General features: G+C 49.9%; 21 protein-coding genes. All 21 read right to left on the reverse strand.

Annotated elements, in window-relative coordinates:
- Position 1 precedes the first annotated feature (1 nt).
- Positions 2-1,099, reverse strand: coding sequence for a histidinol-phosphate transaminase (gene hisC, locus QQK89_RS16610; protein ID WP_284239753.1), 1,098 nt, complete (start codon positions 1,097-1,099; stop codon positions 2-4).
- Positions 1,100-1,241: 142 nt separating this feature from the next.
- On the reverse strand, positions 1,242-2,048 hold the full coding sequence (gene trpA / locus QQK89_RS16615) for a tryptophan synthase subunit alpha (protein WP_284239755.1): 807 nt from the start codon (positions 2,046-2,048) through the stop codon (positions 1,242-1,244).
- Positions 2,049-2,051: 3 nt separating this feature from the next.
- Positions 2,052-3,242 (reverse strand): tryptophan synthase subunit beta, encoded by a 1,191-nt coding sequence (gene trpB, locus QQK89_RS16620; RefSeq protein WP_284239756.1) that lies wholly within the window; start codon positions 3,240-3,242, stop codon positions 2,052-2,054.
- Positions 3,239-3,901, reverse strand: a complete 663-nt coding sequence (locus tag QQK89_RS16625) for a phosphoribosylanthranilate isomerase (protein ID WP_284239757.1) — start codon at positions 3,899-3,901, stop codon at positions 3,239-3,241. Before QQK89_RS16625 ends, trpB begins: the two co-directional genes overlap by 4 nt.
- The gene (trpC, locus tag QQK89_RS16630; protein WP_284239758.1) at positions 3,898-4,695 is read right to left on the reverse strand and encodes an indole-3-glycerol phosphate synthase TrpC; all 798 of its coding nucleotides are present in this window, start codon (positions 4,693-4,695) and stop codon (positions 3,898-3,900) included. Before trpC ends, QQK89_RS16625 begins: the two co-directional genes overlap by 4 nt.
- Positions 4,685-5,737, reverse strand: a complete 1,053-nt coding sequence (trpD, locus tag QQK89_RS16635; protein ID WP_284239759.1) for an anthranilate phosphoribosyltransferase — start codon at positions 5,735-5,737, stop codon at positions 4,685-4,687. Before trpD ends, trpC begins: the two co-directional genes overlap by 11 nt.
- A gap of 1 nt (position 5,738) precedes the next feature.
- Positions 5,739-7,301 carry an anthranilate synthase component I gene (trpE, locus tag QQK89_RS16640; protein ID WP_284239760.1) on the reverse strand — a complete coding sequence of 521 codons (1,563 nt, stop codon included), beginning with the start codon at positions 7,299-7,301 and terminating at the stop codon, positions 5,739-5,741.
- Positions 7,302-7,667: 366 nt separating this feature from the next.
- Positions 7,668-8,036 (reverse strand): chorismate mutase, encoded by a 369-nt coding sequence (gene aroH / locus QQK89_RS16645; protein WP_284239761.1) that lies wholly within the window; start codon positions 8,034-8,036, stop codon positions 7,668-7,670.
- Between the two features lie 5 nt (positions 8,037-8,041).
- Positions 8,042-9,139 carry a 3-dehydroquinate synthase gene (gene aroB / locus QQK89_RS16650; protein ID WP_284239762.1) on the reverse strand — a complete coding sequence of 366 codons (1,098 nt, stop codon included), beginning with the start codon at positions 9,137-9,139 and terminating at the stop codon, positions 8,042-8,044.
- 179 nt (positions 9,140-9,318) lie between these two features.
- Entirely contained in the window at positions 9,319-9,480 is a 162-nt protein-coding gene (locus QQK89_RS16655; protein ID WP_284239763.1) for a hypothetical protein, read from the reverse strand.
- A gap of 65 nt (positions 9,481-9,545) precedes the next feature.
- Positions 9,546-10,331 (reverse strand): CheR family methyltransferase, encoded by a 786-nt coding sequence (locus QQK89_RS16660; RefSeq protein ID WP_284239764.1) that lies wholly within the window; start codon positions 10,329-10,331, stop codon positions 9,546-9,548.
- A gap of 37 nt (positions 10,332-10,368) precedes the next feature.
- Positions 10,369-10,812, reverse strand: coding sequence for a nucleoside-diphosphate kinase (gene ndk / locus QQK89_RS16665; protein WP_284239765.1), 444 nt, complete (start codon positions 10,810-10,812; stop codon positions 10,369-10,371).
- Between the two features lie 31 nt (positions 10,813-10,843).
- A complete protein-coding gene (locus QQK89_RS16670) occupies positions 10,844-11,818 on the reverse strand; it encodes a polyprenyl synthetase family protein (RefSeq protein ID WP_284239766.1) in 975 nt (324 codons plus the stop codon).
- A gap of 4 nt (positions 11,819-11,822) precedes the next feature.
- Positions 11,823-12,683 (reverse strand): menaquinone biosynthesis protein, encoded by an 861-nt coding sequence (locus QQK89_RS16675; protein WP_284239767.1) that lies wholly within the window; start codon positions 12,681-12,683, stop codon positions 11,823-11,825.
- Entirely contained in the window at positions 12,664-13,311 is a 648-nt protein-coding gene (locus tag QQK89_RS16680) for a UbiX family flavin prenyltransferase (protein WP_284239768.1), read from the reverse strand. The genes QQK89_RS16675 and QQK89_RS16680 overlap by 20 nt, the downstream gene beginning before the upstream one ends.
- Positions 13,305-14,180, reverse strand: a complete 876-nt coding sequence (locus tag QQK89_RS16685) for a UbiA-like polyprenyltransferase (RefSeq protein WP_284239769.1) — start codon at positions 14,178-14,180, stop codon at positions 13,305-13,307. Before QQK89_RS16685 ends, QQK89_RS16680 begins: the two co-directional genes overlap by 7 nt.
- The gene (locus QQK89_RS16690; protein ID WP_284239770.1) at positions 14,177-14,923 is read right to left on the reverse strand and encodes a demethylmenaquinone methyltransferase; all 747 of its coding nucleotides are present in this window, start codon (positions 14,921-14,923) and stop codon (positions 14,177-14,179) included. Before QQK89_RS16690 ends, QQK89_RS16685 begins: the two co-directional genes overlap by 4 nt.
- A 20-nt stretch (positions 14,924-14,943) precedes the next feature.
- On the reverse strand, positions 14,944-15,795 hold the full coding sequence (locus tag QQK89_RS16695; RefSeq protein WP_284239771.1) for a heptaprenyl diphosphate synthase component 1: 852 nt from the start codon (positions 15,793-15,795) through the stop codon (positions 14,944-14,946).
- Between the two features lie 123 nt (positions 15,796-15,918).
- Entirely contained in the window at positions 15,919-16,467 is a 549-nt protein-coding gene (locus tag QQK89_RS16700) for a hypothetical protein (RefSeq protein WP_284239772.1), read from the reverse strand.
- A 141-nt stretch (positions 16,468-16,608) separates the two neighbouring features.
- On the reverse strand, positions 16,609-16,830 hold the full coding sequence (gene mtrB / locus QQK89_RS16705) for a trp RNA-binding attenuation protein MtrB (protein WP_284239773.1): 222 nt from the start codon (positions 16,828-16,830) through the stop codon (positions 16,609-16,611).
- Between the two features lie 211 nt (positions 16,831-17,041).
- A complete protein-coding gene (locus QQK89_RS16710) occupies positions 17,042-17,317 on the reverse strand; it encodes an HU family DNA-binding protein (protein ID WP_127494178.1) in 276 nt (91 codons plus the stop codon).
- Positions 17,318-17,478 lie beyond the last annotated feature (161 nt).

Here is a 17,478-nt window from a genome sequence, read left to right on the forward strand (position 1 = left end):
GCTATCCGCGCACCGCCGCTTCCTGCAAAACTTGCTCAAAGGCAGCGATAAACTTCTCGTTTTGATCCGGCGTGCCTACAGAGACGCGAATGTGAGTCGGATAGTAAGTCCAGCGCGGTCTAACGATGACCCCTTTGCGAAGCAAGGCTTGGAATACGTCACCGGAAGGAATTTTTGCGTCCACCATCACAAAGTTGCCGTGTGCCGGGAAATAATTCAATCCCAATCGGTCAAACTGGCTGTAGAAATATTCAATCCCCGCTCTATTCTGCTCGCGGCAGAACGCGACAAAATCTTCGTCGGAGAGGGATGCCTTCGCCGCAACTTGTCCTAGTCGCGTCGTATTAAACGGCTCACGGATTTGATTCATGTATTGAATGACATCCGCATGGCCAATTCCGTAACCGATCCGAACCGAAGCGAGACCATAGATTTTGGAGAAAGTGCGTAGCACGATCAGATTCCGGTATTTCTTAAGCAACTGAATGCCGTCCGGGAATCCCGGTTCTTTCACGAACTCGCAATAAGCTTCATCCAGAACGACCAGAACATCCTTAGGAACTTGATCAAGGAACGCGGTAAGCTCCTCTTCGTTCACGATGGTACCGGTTGGGTTGTTCGGATTGCATACCCATACCAGCTTTGTACGGTCCGTGATTCTGGCCAGCATTGCGGGAAGATCATGTTTGCCGTCTTTGAGCGGCACTTCAATGATCCGTGCATTCTCAATCTCGCAGTTGTGTTTGTATTGGGAGAACGTTTCGTCGGCCATGATCGTCTCGTCGCCTGGAGCGAGATACGTTCGTGCCAGCATCAGAATGATATCGCTGGAGCCTGTACCAAAGATGATCTGGTTAGTTTCCACTCCGAATTTTTGCGCAACAGCGGCAGTTAATTCAAAGCTCGCGCCGTCCGGATACGTTGAAATTTGTCCTAATTCATTTATAATAGCTGCTTTCGCCTGTTCGGAATAACCAAACGGGTTCTCATTGGAAGCAAGCTTGATTACTTCCTCTAGTCCAAGTTCTCTCTTGACGTCTTCTACCGGTTTTCCGGGCTGATAGACGGGGAGATGCACTATGTTGCTTTTTGGCTGCATCGCCATTCACCTCTTTGTCTTATTGGCTAACTGCATGTTCCCTATTGTCTCACATCTCATCAACGTTTTAAAGGGTTGGCGCATAAAATAGGAAAAGTGACATGCAAAAAGGACAGAGCTGGTCCGCCCTGTCCCTCTATGACTAACCTTTTAATCCGGCTACAAAGCTGCGAATTTCGGCAAGTCCCGCTTCGCGCTTCGCTTTATCGTTCAGCAGAGGCAATGATTCTTCGATTTTACGAACGATCGCGCTGCCGACTACAACGCCGTCGCATGATTTCTCAAAGCGCTCAACCTGCTCACGGCTGGAGATGCCAAAGCCTACCGCAATCGGCAGGTCCGTTGCTTCGCGAACCGTAGCGAGGAAATCATCAATGCCGCTATGGAATTCGGCGCGCACGCCTGTAACGCCAAGCGAGGATACGCAATACACAAAGCCGCGTGCTTTCCGCGAAATCCGAACGACTCGGTCTTTCGAGGTAGGCGCTACAAGCGGAATAAGATGAACGCCATTTGCTTCAGCCAGCTGCCGGACTTCCTCGTCTTCTTCCATCGGGAGATCCGGAATGATCAAACCGCTGATTCCTTTTTCAACCGCAAGATTCATGAATTTCTCAAGCCCGAACTGGAGCACCGGATTAAAATACGTGAATAATATAAACGGCATTTGAACGCCTGCTTCGCGCGCCTGCGCGGCAGTCTCCATGCAATCCCGAATCGTAATCCGGTTCTGAAGCGCGCGTTCCGATGCCCTCTGAATGACGGGACCATCCGCTAGCGGATCGGAATACGGAACACCAAGCTCCACCATATCCGCACCGGCTTGCTCGAGCTCTTTAATAATCGCAATAGAGGTAGGGATATCCGGATCCCCCATGGTTAAGAACGGAATAAGAGCCGTCTTTCCTTCTTGCTTCAATCTGGCAAAAGCAGCATCGATCAAATTCACTTCTTAAACACCTCCCAGGTAACCCATAATCGCTTCTACGTCTTTATCCCCGCGTCCGGACAAGCTTACGACAACAATCTTGTCTTTATCCAGCGTTGGAGCAAGCTTGATCGTTTGCGCGATGGCATGAGCCGATTCCAATGCCGGAATGATTCCTTCCGTCCGGGACAACAGCTGGAGCGCATCAAGCGCTTCCGCGTCGGTAATCGGGAAGTATTCCGCGCGGCCGGAATCTTTCAGGTAGGCATGCTCCGGTCCTATACCCGGGTAATCCAGACCTGCTGATATCGAGTGGGCGGGCTGAACTTGGCCGTGCTGATCTTGAAGCAAGTAGCTAAGCGATCCTTGGAACACGCCGTGGCTGCCCATTGTCATCGTTGCCGCGTGTTCTTCCGTATTAATGCCGCGTCCCGCTGCTTCAACACCAACAAGACGAACAGACTCATCGCCAATAAACGGATAGAAAATGCCAATGGCATTGCTGCCGCCGCCAACCGCCGCGACAACATAGTCAGGTAGACGTTCCTCGACTTCTACAATCTGCTTGCGGGATTCGTCCCCGATAATGCGCTGGAAATCGCGGACCATCATTGGATATGGATGCGGGCCGGTAGCCGATCCCAGAATATAAAACGTATCGTCAACATGGCTTACCCAGTAGCGAAGCGTTTCGTTGCAGGCATCCTTAAGCGTTCGAGTGCCCGATACAACGGGTACCACTTCCGCTCCAAGCAGCTGCATCCGGAATACGTTAAGCTGTTGGCGTTTCATGTCTTCTTCGCCCATAAATACTTTGCATTCGAGACCAAGCAAAGCAGCAACCGTCGCAGAAGCAACTCCGTGCTGGCCTGCGCCCGTTTCAGCAATTACTTTTGTTTTGCCCATACGTTTGGCAAGCAAAGCTTGGCCGATTGTATTGTTGATTTTGTGAGCGCCGGTATGGTTCAGATCTTCGCGCTTCAGATAGATTTTTGCGCCGCCAAGATGCTCGCTTAACCGTTCCGCATAATATAACGGCGTTGGACGGCCTGAGTATTTGTGCAACAAATCATGGACTTCCTGCTGGAAAGTAGGATCCTGCGAATTGCGCTTATACGCTTCTTCCAGCTCCAGCAAAGCGTTCATCAGTGTTTCCGGTACATAACGGCCGCCGAATTTGCCAAAGCGTCCGTTCTCGTCTGGTACTTGGTTCATCGTTCAATCACCTTTCTTACGAATAATCTAATCTTCTCGATATCTTTGCAGCCGTCTGTTTCGACCCCGCTCGATACATCAATTCCGTCTACTTGATTGTCTGCCAGAAGATCCCCGACGTTATCGGGATTAAGCCCTCCTGCCACGTATAGCGGTACATGTATAGCTGCAGCAGCTTCCTGATATTGTGCAATAACCTGCCAATCAAAGGTTTGGCCGGTGCCGCCGCCGGCCGTATCGATCAGAATGGCATCAACCGCGCCGCTATAAGCGGATATCCGCTCTATTGCACTGACGCCATCTTGTCCTATGGACAATACCTTCCATACCTTCGTTTGGAGATTGTTTTTCGCTAACCGGCAAAAATCGGGGGTCTCTTGCCCATGCAACTGTACGATATCAAGAGGCGCTTGCTCCACAATCGCCGCAAGCACTTCGACGGATGGATTAACGAATACGCCAACCGTTTGGGGAGCCGTTCCGTCTGCCGCCTGAATTCTCTTGACCGCTCGAATTAGAGAAGCCGCTGTTTCCGCGCTCACCTGACGTTTGCTTGGAGCAAATACAAATCCGATCTCATGAAACGGAAGTCCATCCATTGCCTCGATTGTCGCTGTTTCCTTTAATCCGCAAATCTTGATTCTTGGCGTTGCCGTCATCCCCGCGTCACCGGTCCCATCAAATCAATGACAGCTTCTCCCGCATCCGGCTGGCGCATGAAATGCTCTCCGATCAGCACGCCATGCGCGCCAACCGTTTGAAGATAATCCATATCCGCCCGGCCGGCAATTCCGCTCTCGCTAATGACCGTAACGCCTTTGGGCATAAGATCAATAAGTGCTTCTGTCGTATGAAGATCCGTTACGAATGATTTCAAGTCGCGATTGTTGACGCCAATCAAGGTTGCTTTATCAAGCTCCAATACCCGCTCCAACTCTTCGCGGTCATGCACTTCGACCAATACGTCCATCCCAAGCGATTTGGCCGTATCGTACAGCTCGGACAATTCAGCCGATGTTAGAATTGCTGCTATTAATAGTACCGCATCCGCGCCGATAAGACGAGCTTCATATACTTGACGATAATCAATAATGAAGTCTTTGCGGATTAACGGATTGCTGACGTTTTCTTTAATTAGGCTCAAATAAGCATTGGAGCCTTGGAAATAATCGCGGTCCGTCAATACCGAAATGCAGTCTGCACCGGCGCGCTCATAAGCGATGGCAAGCTCTGCAGGATGGAACTCAGGACGGATCAGCCCTTTGGAAGGGGAAGCTTTCTTCACTTCGGCAATAAGTCCGATCTCCCGCTTCCGGCCGCTCGTAAGCGCACGTTCAAAGCCGCGGCAGCCGGGCAGCCCGGCAATTTGGCGTTCATAATCAGGCAAGTGAAACCCGGAAGCGAGATGAGCAACCTCTTCCCGCTTCGTTGCTACGATTTTATCAAGAAACATGAGTCAACTCTCCTGTCGTCTGAATAAGCTTCTGTAATTGCTGCTTCGCTTTACCGGAATCTATCATTTCGGCCGCAAGGGCTACGCCTTCGACGAGGGAGTCCGCATAACCGCCTACATAGATGCAAGCCCCTGCGTTAGCAAGCACGATATCGCGGTAAGCACCGCGTTGTTCGCCGCTGAAGATCGAACGGATCAACGCTGCATTGGTCTCAGGATCGCCGCCGATCACTTCGGAGATCGGGTAACGGTTCAGTCCAAGCTCTTCCGGAGTAAGCTCGTACGTTACCACTTCACCGCCCCGCAGCTCGGAGATTTGCGTTGGCGCCGAAATGCTGATCTCATCCAATCCGTCTACGCTGCTTACCACCATGGCCCGTTTTACGCCAAGCTCATTTAATACGGCTGCAATCGTTGACGTCTTGGTACGGTCATACAATCCGATAAGTTGACGGTCGGCACCAGCCGGATTAGTTAATGGACCAAGCATATTGAAGATGGTACGGACGCCTAACTCCCGGCGCGGTACCGCTGCATGACGCAAGGAAGGATGATACAACTGGGCAAACATGAAGCAGATTCCGATCTCATTCAGGCAATCCGACGCTTGCTCGGGAGTCAGCGTTATATTCACGCCGAGCGCTTCCAATACGTCGGCGCTTCCTGCTTTGCCCGACATGGCCCGGTTGCCGTGTTTGGCTACCCGGATACCGGCAGCCGAAGCAATAATCGCGGAAGCCGTCGAAATATTGAACTTATGAATGCCGGAACCGCCCGTACCGCAAGTATCGAGCAATCCTTCTTGCTTCGTCAGCACTTGGCTTGAATGCTGGCGCATCACTTCGGCAAAACCCGTAATCTCGTCTTTTGTTTCGCCTTTCATGCGAAGCGCGGTAGCAACGCCCGCAATTTGAGCGGATGTGGCATTGCCGCTCATAATAATATCCATGACGCCGCGGGCTTCTGCACGAGTCAGATCGGTGCTGCTCATCAATTTGTTAAGGGCGCTTTGCATAGTCACCGTTTCTGTCATCAAATTCATTTTACAACACCTCTCCGCTTGTTACATAGTAGTCCGCGTTAACGGCATGACCTGTTTTGCTTTTTCGTTCTCCAAAAATCGCTTCCGCGGCACGAATCGCCTTCAGGCTTGCTTTCGCTTTGTTCACCGTCTCTATATATTCGCTTTCCGGAACGGAATCCCATACGATGCCCGCTCCGCTTTGAACGTATGCTTTGCCGTTCTTAAATACAATCGTGCGAATCGTAATGCAAGTGTCCAGCGAACCGCCAAAGCCCAGATATCCGATTGCGCCCGCATATGCGCCGCGCGCCTCGTTCTCCAGCTCCGCGATAATTTCCATTGCCCGAAGCTTAGGAGCCCCGGATACCGTTCCCGCAGGAAGACAGGACAGAAACGCGTCAAAGAAATCTTTATCCTCCCGGAGTTTGCCGGAGACGTTCGATACGATGTGCATGACATGCGAGTAACGTTCGATCTCCATGTAGGAATCGCAACGAACGGAACCAAACTCCGATACGCGGCCGATATCATTGCGCCCAAGATCCACGAGCATCAGATGCTCTGCCCGTTCCTTCTCGTCGGCCAGAAGCTCTACCTCCAGAGCTTTATCTTCCTCCGTCGTTTTGCCGCGTGGTCTTGTACCGGCTATCGGGCGTGTCTCTACTTTGCGTTCGCCGTTTACTTTGACAAGCGCTTCCGGAGATGTGCCAACGATAACTTCTTCGCCCATCTTCAAATAATACATATAAGGTGAAGGGTTCATCGTACGTAGCACCCGGTATACATGAAGAGGATCAACCTCTGTTTCGATGCTGAAGCGTTGGGACAATACCACTTGGAAAATATCGCCCGACCGGATATATTCCTTAGCTTGCTCGACGTTCGATATGAACTGCTCTTTCGTCAGGTTCGACTGTACATCACCAAGTTCGGGATCAGTAGGGATCGTGTTGCCTGCCGTAACCGGCACGTTAATCGGCTGCTGTACACGTTCGATCGTTGCTTCGATTTTGGCCAATGCGCGGTTATAGGCTTTTTCAATATCCGCATCCGTTGCCCCTTGGGGAATATGCACATTACCGATAATTTGAAGCTGTTGCTTGAAATGATCAAATACAATAACTTGATCACAAAACATAAACTGCAGGTCATTCATTTGCAAGTCATCCGTCCGGTGAGCCGGCAGGTTCTCATAATATTGAAGAAGGTCATATCCGAAATAACCAATTGCGCCTCCCGTAAAAGGCGGCAGTTCCGGCAGCGACGGGCTGCGGTAGCCGCGAAGCTGAGCTTTCAGCAGCTCAATCGGTTTCTCGTCAAACACTTGCGCCTCTCCGTTATGCTCAAGCACCATTTTGCCGTTTTTCCCATACAGCATCATAAATGGATCCGTACCGATAAAGGAGTATCTCGCCCATTTCACTCCGCCCTCTACGCTCTCCAACAGGAAGGCATGTTGTTCTTTCGCGAAATGTTGGAATAACCGGATTGGCGTCTCTGTATCTGCAAGCATATAGCGAACGATAGGAATAATATTATATTGGCCGGCTAGCTTCGTTACTTGCTGCAATTCGTTTGTCATGGAGAGTTCCTCCTCTAAATTCTTGAAATTAAAAAAGCCCCTGCTAGGGGCAGGGGCGTTGAATTTAAAGATGAATACAAACAAGATTGCATGCTAATAAAGAATAGGCCGTTAACGCATTCCAGTTAGAAATATAACCGTTGCGCCAAACATAAATAACAAGCCTTCTATTCTCCACTAAACTGCACTCGTCTCTGCTCTTCTCATCTCTACTCAACTCTAAAGCCTGCTACCCTAATTACCTGTACTACCTGTCTCTTATCTTGCTACTGGCTACTCTTCTCTTACTACTCTTCTCTAACTACTCTTCTCTGGCTAAAAACTACTGTTAGAACTCAATATACTACCGATTAGGCGACACGTCAATCAGGATTTTGACAAATCCGGACGCAACACTCGTGCGCCGCCAAGGTAGACATGGTTGATTTCGGCTTGCGACTTCTCCGTATTCAGGTGAATCATGAACCGGATGCAACGCTCAAGGCTACCTTTTACGGGCACTTCAAGCGCGCACATGAGAGGCACCAGATCCCAGCCGCCCATTTGACGAATGGCAATAGCCGGGAATGTAGCATCCAAATCTTGCGTTACGGTAATAAAAACACTTGCAATATCATCCGGTACAATGCCGTTTTGTTGCACAATCTCGTTTAGTAGTTCAAGCGTCGCTTGCAACATCGGCTCTTTCTCGTTTACTTCTACGGTAATCGCGCCGCGAATTCCTCTAACTGCCATTTTATTTACGCCTCCAATTTCAATTGCTCGACAATCTCACGTACCCAAGCGGCCTGGACATCCTTCTTGATCTCCACCTTGCCAATCTCCGTCGGTACAACAAATACCATCGTGCTTTCGCTGAATTTCTTGTCATGCATCATGGCATCCATAATGGCTTCCACGTCAAAATGCTCTGCCAACTTAACCGGAAGTCCCATCTTGGATAGAACACGTTTCGTCGTCGTGTATACTTCCTCGGAAGCGCCGTAACGCAAGCCTAGTCTAGCCGATCCGATCATGCCGATGGAAATGGCTTCACCATGGAGAAGTTCGCCGTAGCCGGCAACCGCTTCAAGCGCATGGCCAATCGTATGGCCCAGGTTCAAGATGGCGCGCAGATCGTTCTCCCTCTCATCCTTGGACACAACTGCAGCTTTAACGCTGCAGCCTTTGTATAGCGCATAGCCTAGCGCATCCGGCTCAAGCGCCAGCAGGCGCTCCGCATTGTCTTCGCACCATGCCGTAAATTCCGCATCCCAAATCAGGCCATGCTTAACGACTTCCGACAAGCCTGCGCTTACTTCCCTCGGAGGCAGCGATTGCAGCGTATTCAAATCATATAGCACCATTTCAGGCTGATGGAAAGCGCCGATGATGTTCTTGGCGAGCGGATGGTTTACCGCAACTTTGCCGCCAACGCTGGAGTCATGCGCCAGTATCGTGGTCGGAATCTGTACAAACTTCACGCCGCGCATGTACGAAGCTGCTACGAAACCAGCAAGATCGCCAACAACTCCGCCGCCAAGAGCCACAATGGTTGATTTGCGGTCGAGACCTGCTTCAAGCGCTTTGGTCACGAGACCTTCCAGCATGGTAAGCGATTTGGAGCTTTCACCCGCAGGAACAACCGCGTTGGCCACCGTAAAACCCGCATCGCGGAGATGGTTCTCGAGCGGTTCCAGATAATGAGGAGCAACGCGTTCGTCCGTAATAATCATAAGCGGGGACTTTAAGCTGATCTGATGGTTTTTGAAAAAAGTTGCCGCATCCTGCAAAAGGCCTTCGCCGATATAAATGGGATAAGAACGTTCGCCAAGCTCTACTTTCAGTTCGCGCATCATTTGTACCATCCTAACTATTGAAATTTCCGGTCATTGTACTTATGTAAACATCTTTGCTCATTATAGTACAGGCTTTGGGCTTTGACAAGAAATCCGGCTATCTTGAAGGCACATAAAAAGGCGGATGTTAAAGCCATTCCTGGCCTTAACATCCGCCTAACGAGCGGCTATGGAAAGCGTTAGCTGTTCACAAAGCGCTTGCCTGTTTCCCGCTCCGCCTTGGCTGCCATCTGATTCATCAGATTGGGAAGCTGCCGGCTGTCCAGACCGAGAATTTGAGCGCATTCTTGAATGGTTATGATTCCGCTTCGGTAAGCATGAATCACTTGTCGCTTGTCCATCGTCATCCTCCAATAAAGTGTCGGTTGTCCTTAGTATTGGAGCAGATGGAAAACGGTATACATCCTTATTCTGCGATTCTTCTGTAGAAAAAGGTGTCGGCGGATTCAAAGCCGTATTGCGAAGGCGAAAAAATCTGCTCCGTGCTGCCCACAAAGAGCAATCCCCCAGGGCGGAGCGCTTGCGCGAATTTCTGATACAATAAGTGCTTGGCTTCTTCCGTAAAATAGATCATGACATTGCGGCAGATAATAAGATCATAAGAATGGTCGAACGCATCATGCAGCAAGTTCTGCTGCTTAAACGAGATTGCGTTCTTGAGTTTGTCCGTAACCGCAAACATGCCGTGCTCTTGTTGAAAATACTTCTGCCTATACGCGGCCGGCACATCACGCAGCGCGCGTTCGAGATACAGCCCTTCCTTGGCTTTGTCCAACACGACGGCATCCAAATCCGTCGCCGTTATGGATGCTTTGTGCAAGGCCCCAAGTTCCGACATAATCATGGCGATTGTGTACGGTTCTTCTCCCGTCGAACAGGCGGCGCTCCAAACCTTAAGCTTATCGCTCCGCCCCATCATTTCCGGCAGGAAACGGCTTTGCAGCACTTCCCACCGGTTCGGGTTACGCCAAAATTCAGATACGTTGATCGTCATTCTGTCCAGAAATTCCGTCAACAGGCTGCGATTGTGTTCAATGGCCCTCCAATAGGCTTCGAACGTCTCGTGGCCGTGCTTCTCGCGAAGCGTAGTGAGCCGCCTCTTCATCTGGGCTTCTTTGTATTGCGATAAATCAATATTGGTCTTAGCCTTCATTCGCTGGATAAATAGATTGAAATCCAGATCCTCCGACATGGACGCCTCCTGTTGTAACGACAGCGTGAGTAATGGCTTAGATCCAGCGCTGCACCGTATGTTCGTATTCAACCAACTGCTCCGGAGCGAAGAAATTCGCAATTTCCCGCGCTGCGCTTTCCGGAGAATCCGAGCCATGAATCAAATTCAAATTCGTATGTACGGCAAAATCCGAACGGATCGTGCCGGGCATCGCATCAACCGCATCCGTTTTGCCAATCATGGCACGGGTAAGGGCAATCACGTTATCCCCCTGCCATACCATCGCAAATACAGGACCGGCTGTAATAAAGTTCAGCAGCGGCTCGTAAAAGGGTTTGCCTTCATGTTCGGCATAGTGAGTTTCCGCTAGCTCTCTGCTGACAACCATAAACTTGGCAGCAACAAGCTTCAGACCTTTCCGCTCAAACCTCGAAACAATTTCACCGATCAATCCGCGTTGTACACCATCTGGTTTAATCATCAAAAATGTTCTTTCCATGAGTGTCCCTCTTCTCGAAAGTTTGCTTGATTTAGTAATTGCGCTTGCCAACAAAATGCGCAATGTCGATCAAATTCTTTTTCGCTCCAATACCCGGCAATCCCTCTAATGCGTGTAATGCTTTTTGAATGTAATCTTCTGCCAGCTGGTCTGCCAGTTGAATGCCTTTGCTGCTTTTGATCAAAGTTATTGCCGGTTTGGTATCTACATTGCCATTATGCTCCTGAATAAGGCGGATTTGCTCCATTAGAGGCTCCTTCACCTTCTCGTCTTTCAGAGCCAAGATCACGGGCAATGTAATATTGCCTTGCCGAATATCCGAACCCGGCGGTTTGCCAATCTGTTTCTCCGTTCCGAACAAATCCAGCATGTCGTCGCGAATCTGGAATGTCATTCCGACATTGTATCCGTAACGGTACATACGGTTTACAACATCCCGGTCGGCACCGGCCGCGGCAGCGCCAAGCTGGCAGCTGATAGCGATCAAGAGCGCCGTCTTCCGGCGAATCCGCAGCAGATAATCCCGGATGGTTTGTTCCGTGTTGAAGAAATACCGGATTTGCTCCATCTCTCCAATACTCATCTGCACAAGCGATTTCGAGAGCATCTGATGAATAAACGGATCATCCAGCTCGGTGGCAATCGTAAGCGCCTTGCCGAAAATGAAATCGCCCGTATACATGGCAATCCGGTTATCCCATTTGGATTTGACGGTCAGCTGTCCGCGCCGTGTCGATGCATCGTCAATGACATCGTCATGCACTAGGGAAGACATATGAATAAGTTCAAGCGGCACGGCAACTTTCGTCAATTTATCAAGATCATATTGGCCGAATTTGCCCGCAAGCAATACGAACACAGGGCGCAGCCGTTTCCCCCCTGCCTTCAGCAGGTGAAGAGACGTCTCGCTTAGCAGCTCATCGCCGAACGATATGCTTCGCTCCAGCTCTTGCTCGATTCGGGACATATCGCCTTTTAACTTTGCAAAAATGTCTAATAGTTTCATTCTTTCACCTGTTCGGCAGAGTTTCTTCTTGATAAAAATGCAGGCTTACCTCATGATCGAGCAAGCCTAGCTCCTTCGCATACCGGAAGTACAAGGTCAAACCTTCCTGTTGCTTGGGACCAAAATCGTAATTCAGAGAAGTAAAGTACATTTGCCAGTAAGCCGGATCGCCGCCGAGCTGCTCGCACGCTTTGTTGATCAGCGGCTCCAGATCGGCTAGACTTTTCTCTTTGCTCGCCGCAAACGCCTTATACAATCTCCCGAAGGCTTCCGGATAAGCCGCTACGGCTTCTCTTCGTGCCGCAATTACGGCATACGTCATTGCAAGCCCGGTCCACTGGTTCCATACCTCGCCGAGATCAATTACAGTCAGCCCTTTGTTTGCCCAAGACTCGCGAATCGCCGGATCCCCGATAAGCAAAGCGCCGTCCGCCCATTCGAGCATCTGGTCAAGCTCCGGTTCTGCCGGTTCGTATGCCGGTTCAAGCTCGTAATACTTGTTCATCAAAATTTTTAGAAGATTAACCGATGTGGCAGACGTGGTTGTAACCGCAATCCGCTCCGGAGTTTTCTTCTCGATCGGCTCCTTCAGAAACAGAAAGATCGAATTTACTTTTCCCTCCGAACCAACCGATAAATGCGGCAGCAGAACATAATCCCGATCATTCATGCCGTAAGCAAAGGAAGATACAGCCGAAACTTGTATCTCCCCTTCACGAAGCAGCCGGTTCAGTTGTGCGGGGACCTTCAATACGACATCGATGCCCGCTTGCTCGGCATAATCGTCCAAGTAATGAAAAAGCGGCCAAGCATTGGCATAATCAATGCGACCCACGCGAAGTGATTTATTCAGTCTGCCCGTCATGTATGTCATCTCCCCATCTTCTAAATAATTGATGCTCGATATTCATGCTATCAAGCACTTTGCCGACAAGGAAATTAATCATTTCGTCCATGGACTGCGGTTTATAATAAAAGGCCGGCATAGCCGGAATGATTCGTACACCAAGTCGTGCGAGCGTAAGCATATTCTCCAAATGTATCGCATGCAGCGGCGTCTCGCGCGGAACAATGATCAGCTTGCGTCCTTCCTTCAGCATCACATCCGCCGCGCGGGTGAGCAGGTCATCCGATATGCCCCGGGCCATCGAAGCTAGCGAGCCCATCGAGCATGGCACAATGGCCATTCCTTCCACTCGGAAAGAACCGCTAGCAATGCTTGCGCCGATATCCGCATTCGGATGGAACACAAGTCTTCGCTCAGCAAACGCATCGCCAAACCTCTGTTCCAGAGCCGCCTGGCGGCGGCTGGTATCCCAGCCGAGCTCTTCCTTGAATACGCGCCAGCCGGCCTCCGTGACTACAATATGGACAAGGTAACCCGCATGAAGCAGCTCTTCGATCAACCGGATCCCGTAAATCGCTCCGCTTGCTCCAGTTATGCCGACTACCCATCGTTTAGTCCTTGTTCCTCTGGTTGCTTCTTCTACCATTGGTGCACCACCAGCAGATCAAACATCGCAAAGGCAAACAATACAACGCTTAACGTTCCGTTCATTCCAAAGAAGGCAATCTGTACGCGGGACAAATCGTTCGGACGAACAAGCCAATGCTGATAGAACAACATCAGAATCGATACGACCGTACCAAGCAGGTAAATCCAGCTCAGTTCCGTCATCCAAAACAAAGCGAAGAAGCCAACTGCCGTCACGATATGAAACCCTCTCGCGATCCATAATGCTCTTGAAAGACCAAATCTGGATGGGATGGAATGCAGACCGTTATCTTTGTCGTATTCGTAGTCCTGAGTCGCATACACGATATCGAATCCGGCAATCCACAGGGCGACCGTTAGGTATAACACCCACGCGGAAGCATTAAGCGAACCCGTTACCGCAACCCAACCTCCAAGCGGCGACAAACCGATCGTCAGACCAAGGAATACGTGGCAAAGCCAAGTGATTCTTTTCATATACGAGTACAAGACCAGCATGACTACCGCTATCGGGAGAAGCTTCATCGCAATCGGATCCAAGTTTGCAGCCGCAACAAACAGCAATGCAAACGATACGACAATAAACAGAATGACCTCAACCGATTTCAATAAACCTGCAGGCAACGCCCGCTGTGCCGTTCTAGGATTAGCTTTGTCGATCGCCTTGTCAATAACGCGGTTCAAACTCATGGCCGCGCTTCGGGCACCAACCATCGCAAGCGCAATCCATCCAATGTCCCCCCAGGAGGGCAATTGCTTGTTAACCGCTAATGCCCCTAGAACAGCGCCAAGAAAGGCAAATGGAAGAGCAAATACGGAATGTTCAAATTTTATCATTTCCAAAATAATGCGTAGTTTGCGAATCATTGTTGCGATTTCTCCTTTGTACCGATGTGAAGAGCCGCGATTCCGCCGGTCAGCGGAAAGGCCTGTACGTCACGAAGTCCGGCTTGCCGGAATAAATCGGATAACTGTTTGGCATCCGGGAACAACTTCAGGGAATCCGGAAGCCACTTGTATTCGTCGAAGCGCTTGGCTACCCACTTGCCAATCATTGGCAACATCCGCTCGAAGTATAAATAATACATCCCCTTGAACGGCTGCCACATCGGCTTGGACAACTCCAGACAAACAACCAGGCCGCCTGGCTTCACCACTCGCTCCATTTCCTTCAGAACCTGCAAATAATCCGGAACATTGCGGAGCCCAAAGCCGATGGTTACATAGTCGAACGAGTTATCGGCAAAGGGCAATTCCATCGCATTGCCCTGCACGAGCGTAATTTGTTCCTTTAAACCTTCGTTCTTGACCTTAACGGCTCCTACATCAAGCATATTCTGGCTAAAATCCAAGCCGGAAATATTGCCGGTGCCGCTTGCTTTCGCTAGTGCGATTGTCCAGTCGCAGGTTCCGCAACACAAATCCAGCGCGGTTTGGCCAGGCTGAACATTCATCTTCCGCATCGTAAACTTCCGCCACGCTTTATGTCTGCGGAAGCTGAGCACATCGTTCATCATATCGTATTTGGGCGCAATATTCTCAAACAGCGCATGTACGTGTTCTTTCGAACTAGAGCCCGAGTTTGAACTTGAGCTTGGATTAGCATTCATCTGTCATTTCCCTCATTTCGTTAGGCCCGGATGCGGGCTGACATCTTCTCCAGGAAGGAATCCGCCATATCCTGAATGACTTCCTTAAGCGGTTCGGATTCCAGCTTGGCTGCCGTTTGGCGCAGACGGTCAGCCGCAGACTTAAGTTTTGAAACCAGTTTGCTCTGCAACTCGTATTTTCCCAGTAGATCATAAACATAGGATTGCTCCGGCTGCTTAGCAAGACTTTGCTGCTCCTCTGGCGTGCCTTCCTGCATGACATGCCAATAAGCCCAGCTTTGATAAAACCGGGGTGATGAATCGAACCGCTCCATTTCAGCTAGAACCGTTTCGCAACGGCTCACTTCTTGCAGCATCTCCGGCCATAGCTTAACAAAAGCGCCTTCCATCAAATCGGTGAACAGCTGAAACATCTCGCTCTTCAGCGCAGTCAGCTTAGTCAGATATTCTTCAGCCTTCAGCTGCGAACGCTGCATCTTTATGTAAAGATCCATCTTCAATCGGTTCACTTCGCATACAGCTGCGCTAATCTTCGATACCATGGCGATTTGACCGGCCTGCGATAGCAGTTGATAAAACCGGCTGCTGAAATAATCCCCGGCCAGTACTTTCAGCTGTCTGGACCTCATTTCCATCTCCGTGCGTCTAGTATCCTCCGTATCGATCAGATCATGGGTGTCCATGCCTAGTTGAACCAGAGATACTACAAGCGTATACAACTCGCTCTTGGAAGCTAGTGCTTCATGCTCATTCAGGACAGCGTGCAAAAGACGCAGCCTTGGGTCCGGAAAGGCAGGCAGCTCGGTGTAAGTTTGAATCATGTCATACTCGACATACTTGGATGCGAGTTCATTGATACGATAAGGTTTCATGGGGTAAGCCTCCGAACACATATTGCCGCTAAATAATCTAAACTATTATAGCACATCTTTACGCTTAGAGCATACGAAACAAGCATCCGGATGAGAATTGTTCAATATTTCGATACATCTCCTTCAAGAAGACGGAAGCGGTGCTGTCGAATAGGTATCAATCGGTCCCAATCGCTCTTCGAGAAAAGAAGTATAAGCAATACGCAGACGTTTTCTCCACAACTCGTCGTGCAAGGGATCCGCGTCGCTTAATTCGCTTAAGTGTTCGCTAAGCCAACTGTCTGTCCGGCGAACATCCGCCGCGAACAACATCCGTCCATTATCCTTGGCATCCACATACCGGATCAGCAGACGGTTAACATTGTCCATTTGCGTAAATGACAAACGGATCAACTTCTCCATGTCCTTGTACCACCGGTCTGCCTGCTTCTCTTCATCCGCCCGCATCTCGACAGTCAGCACCGCCTGGTTCCAATCTACTTTTCCGACGTTTCCATTAAGCTGCAGGCCTATGATCGCATCAACCAAATTGCTGCTTGTCAATCGCTTCAGACCAGTGGGATGAAATACGGCAACCTCCCTCCCCGAGTGAACCCCGGAGTGGGGCAGCAGGCCAATCACCGCCGTTACTGCTAGCGCCGCGCCTAGCGCCGTCAAATAAGCCTTACGCATAGCGGAATCCCCCTTGATCCAAATAGACGATATCGTTCCAAAGTTCCCTATATCCCATTTTACAACCAAAGAAGCCAAGCTATGCACAAAAAAACTCCCGATACGCATTCTCTGCGCATGGGAGTTTGTCCGTACGTATAATTATTGATCCGTTTCAATCATACCGTGCTTTGTCATTACGGAAGCTTTGCCGCGGATTTTGACCGCCGATGTATGGTCCGTGAACTGAACGATCAATATCTCATTCTTGTCCAGCTTCTCCGTGTGATGGAATTTGGTATCCTGACCACGCGTAAGACCGATAACCTGCACGCCTTGATCCTTCGCTTTAATAACGATGTAATCACCTTGAGTCGGCTCCATCTTAACCCTCCTAAAATGAATCATCACCTAGTTTGCCATGCTATGGCACATTGTGAGGACTTCATTGCTTCGAAAGCATCCACACTTGAACGCTCTAGCATCCTATTGCTGCGCCTGATTATACTATAGACCGCCGCCGTCATGCAAGACTTGGCAGCCGGCACGAGAAAGCGCCCGAACGCATGATGCGTTCGGGCGCTATGTTCAAGCATTAATTGGAAACGAGGTCTTTAAGAGATTTACCAGGCTTGAATGCAGGCATTTTGCTTGCAGCGATATCAATCTCTTCGCCTGTTTGCGGGTTGCGTCCTTTACGGGCTTGGCGTTCGCGAACTTCAAAGTTGCCGAAGCCAACCAGCTGTACTTTGTCTCCGCTTTGAAGAGCATCGGAGATTGCTTCGAATACAGCGTCAACCGCTTTAGTAGCGTCCTTCTTCGACAGATCGGACAATTCAGCGACTTTATTGATCAAATCGGTTTTGTTCATTTGTTTCACCTCCCCTAATAGGCAAATGAAGAGTCATCTTATCCCTCTTATTTACTGAAAACTTGAAAAATATACCTCGACCTCAAACAAACTTATAGTAATACAGCCGTTTTCCAATTTCAAGTAGGCGGAAGAGGTTCCTTGCACTTTCATTCATTTTT

This window comes from Paenibacillus glycanilyticus, from assembly GCF_030161375.1.
Lineage (GTDB): Bacteria > Bacillota > Bacilli > Paenibacillales > Paenibacillaceae > Pristimantibacillus > Pristimantibacillus glycanilyticus_B.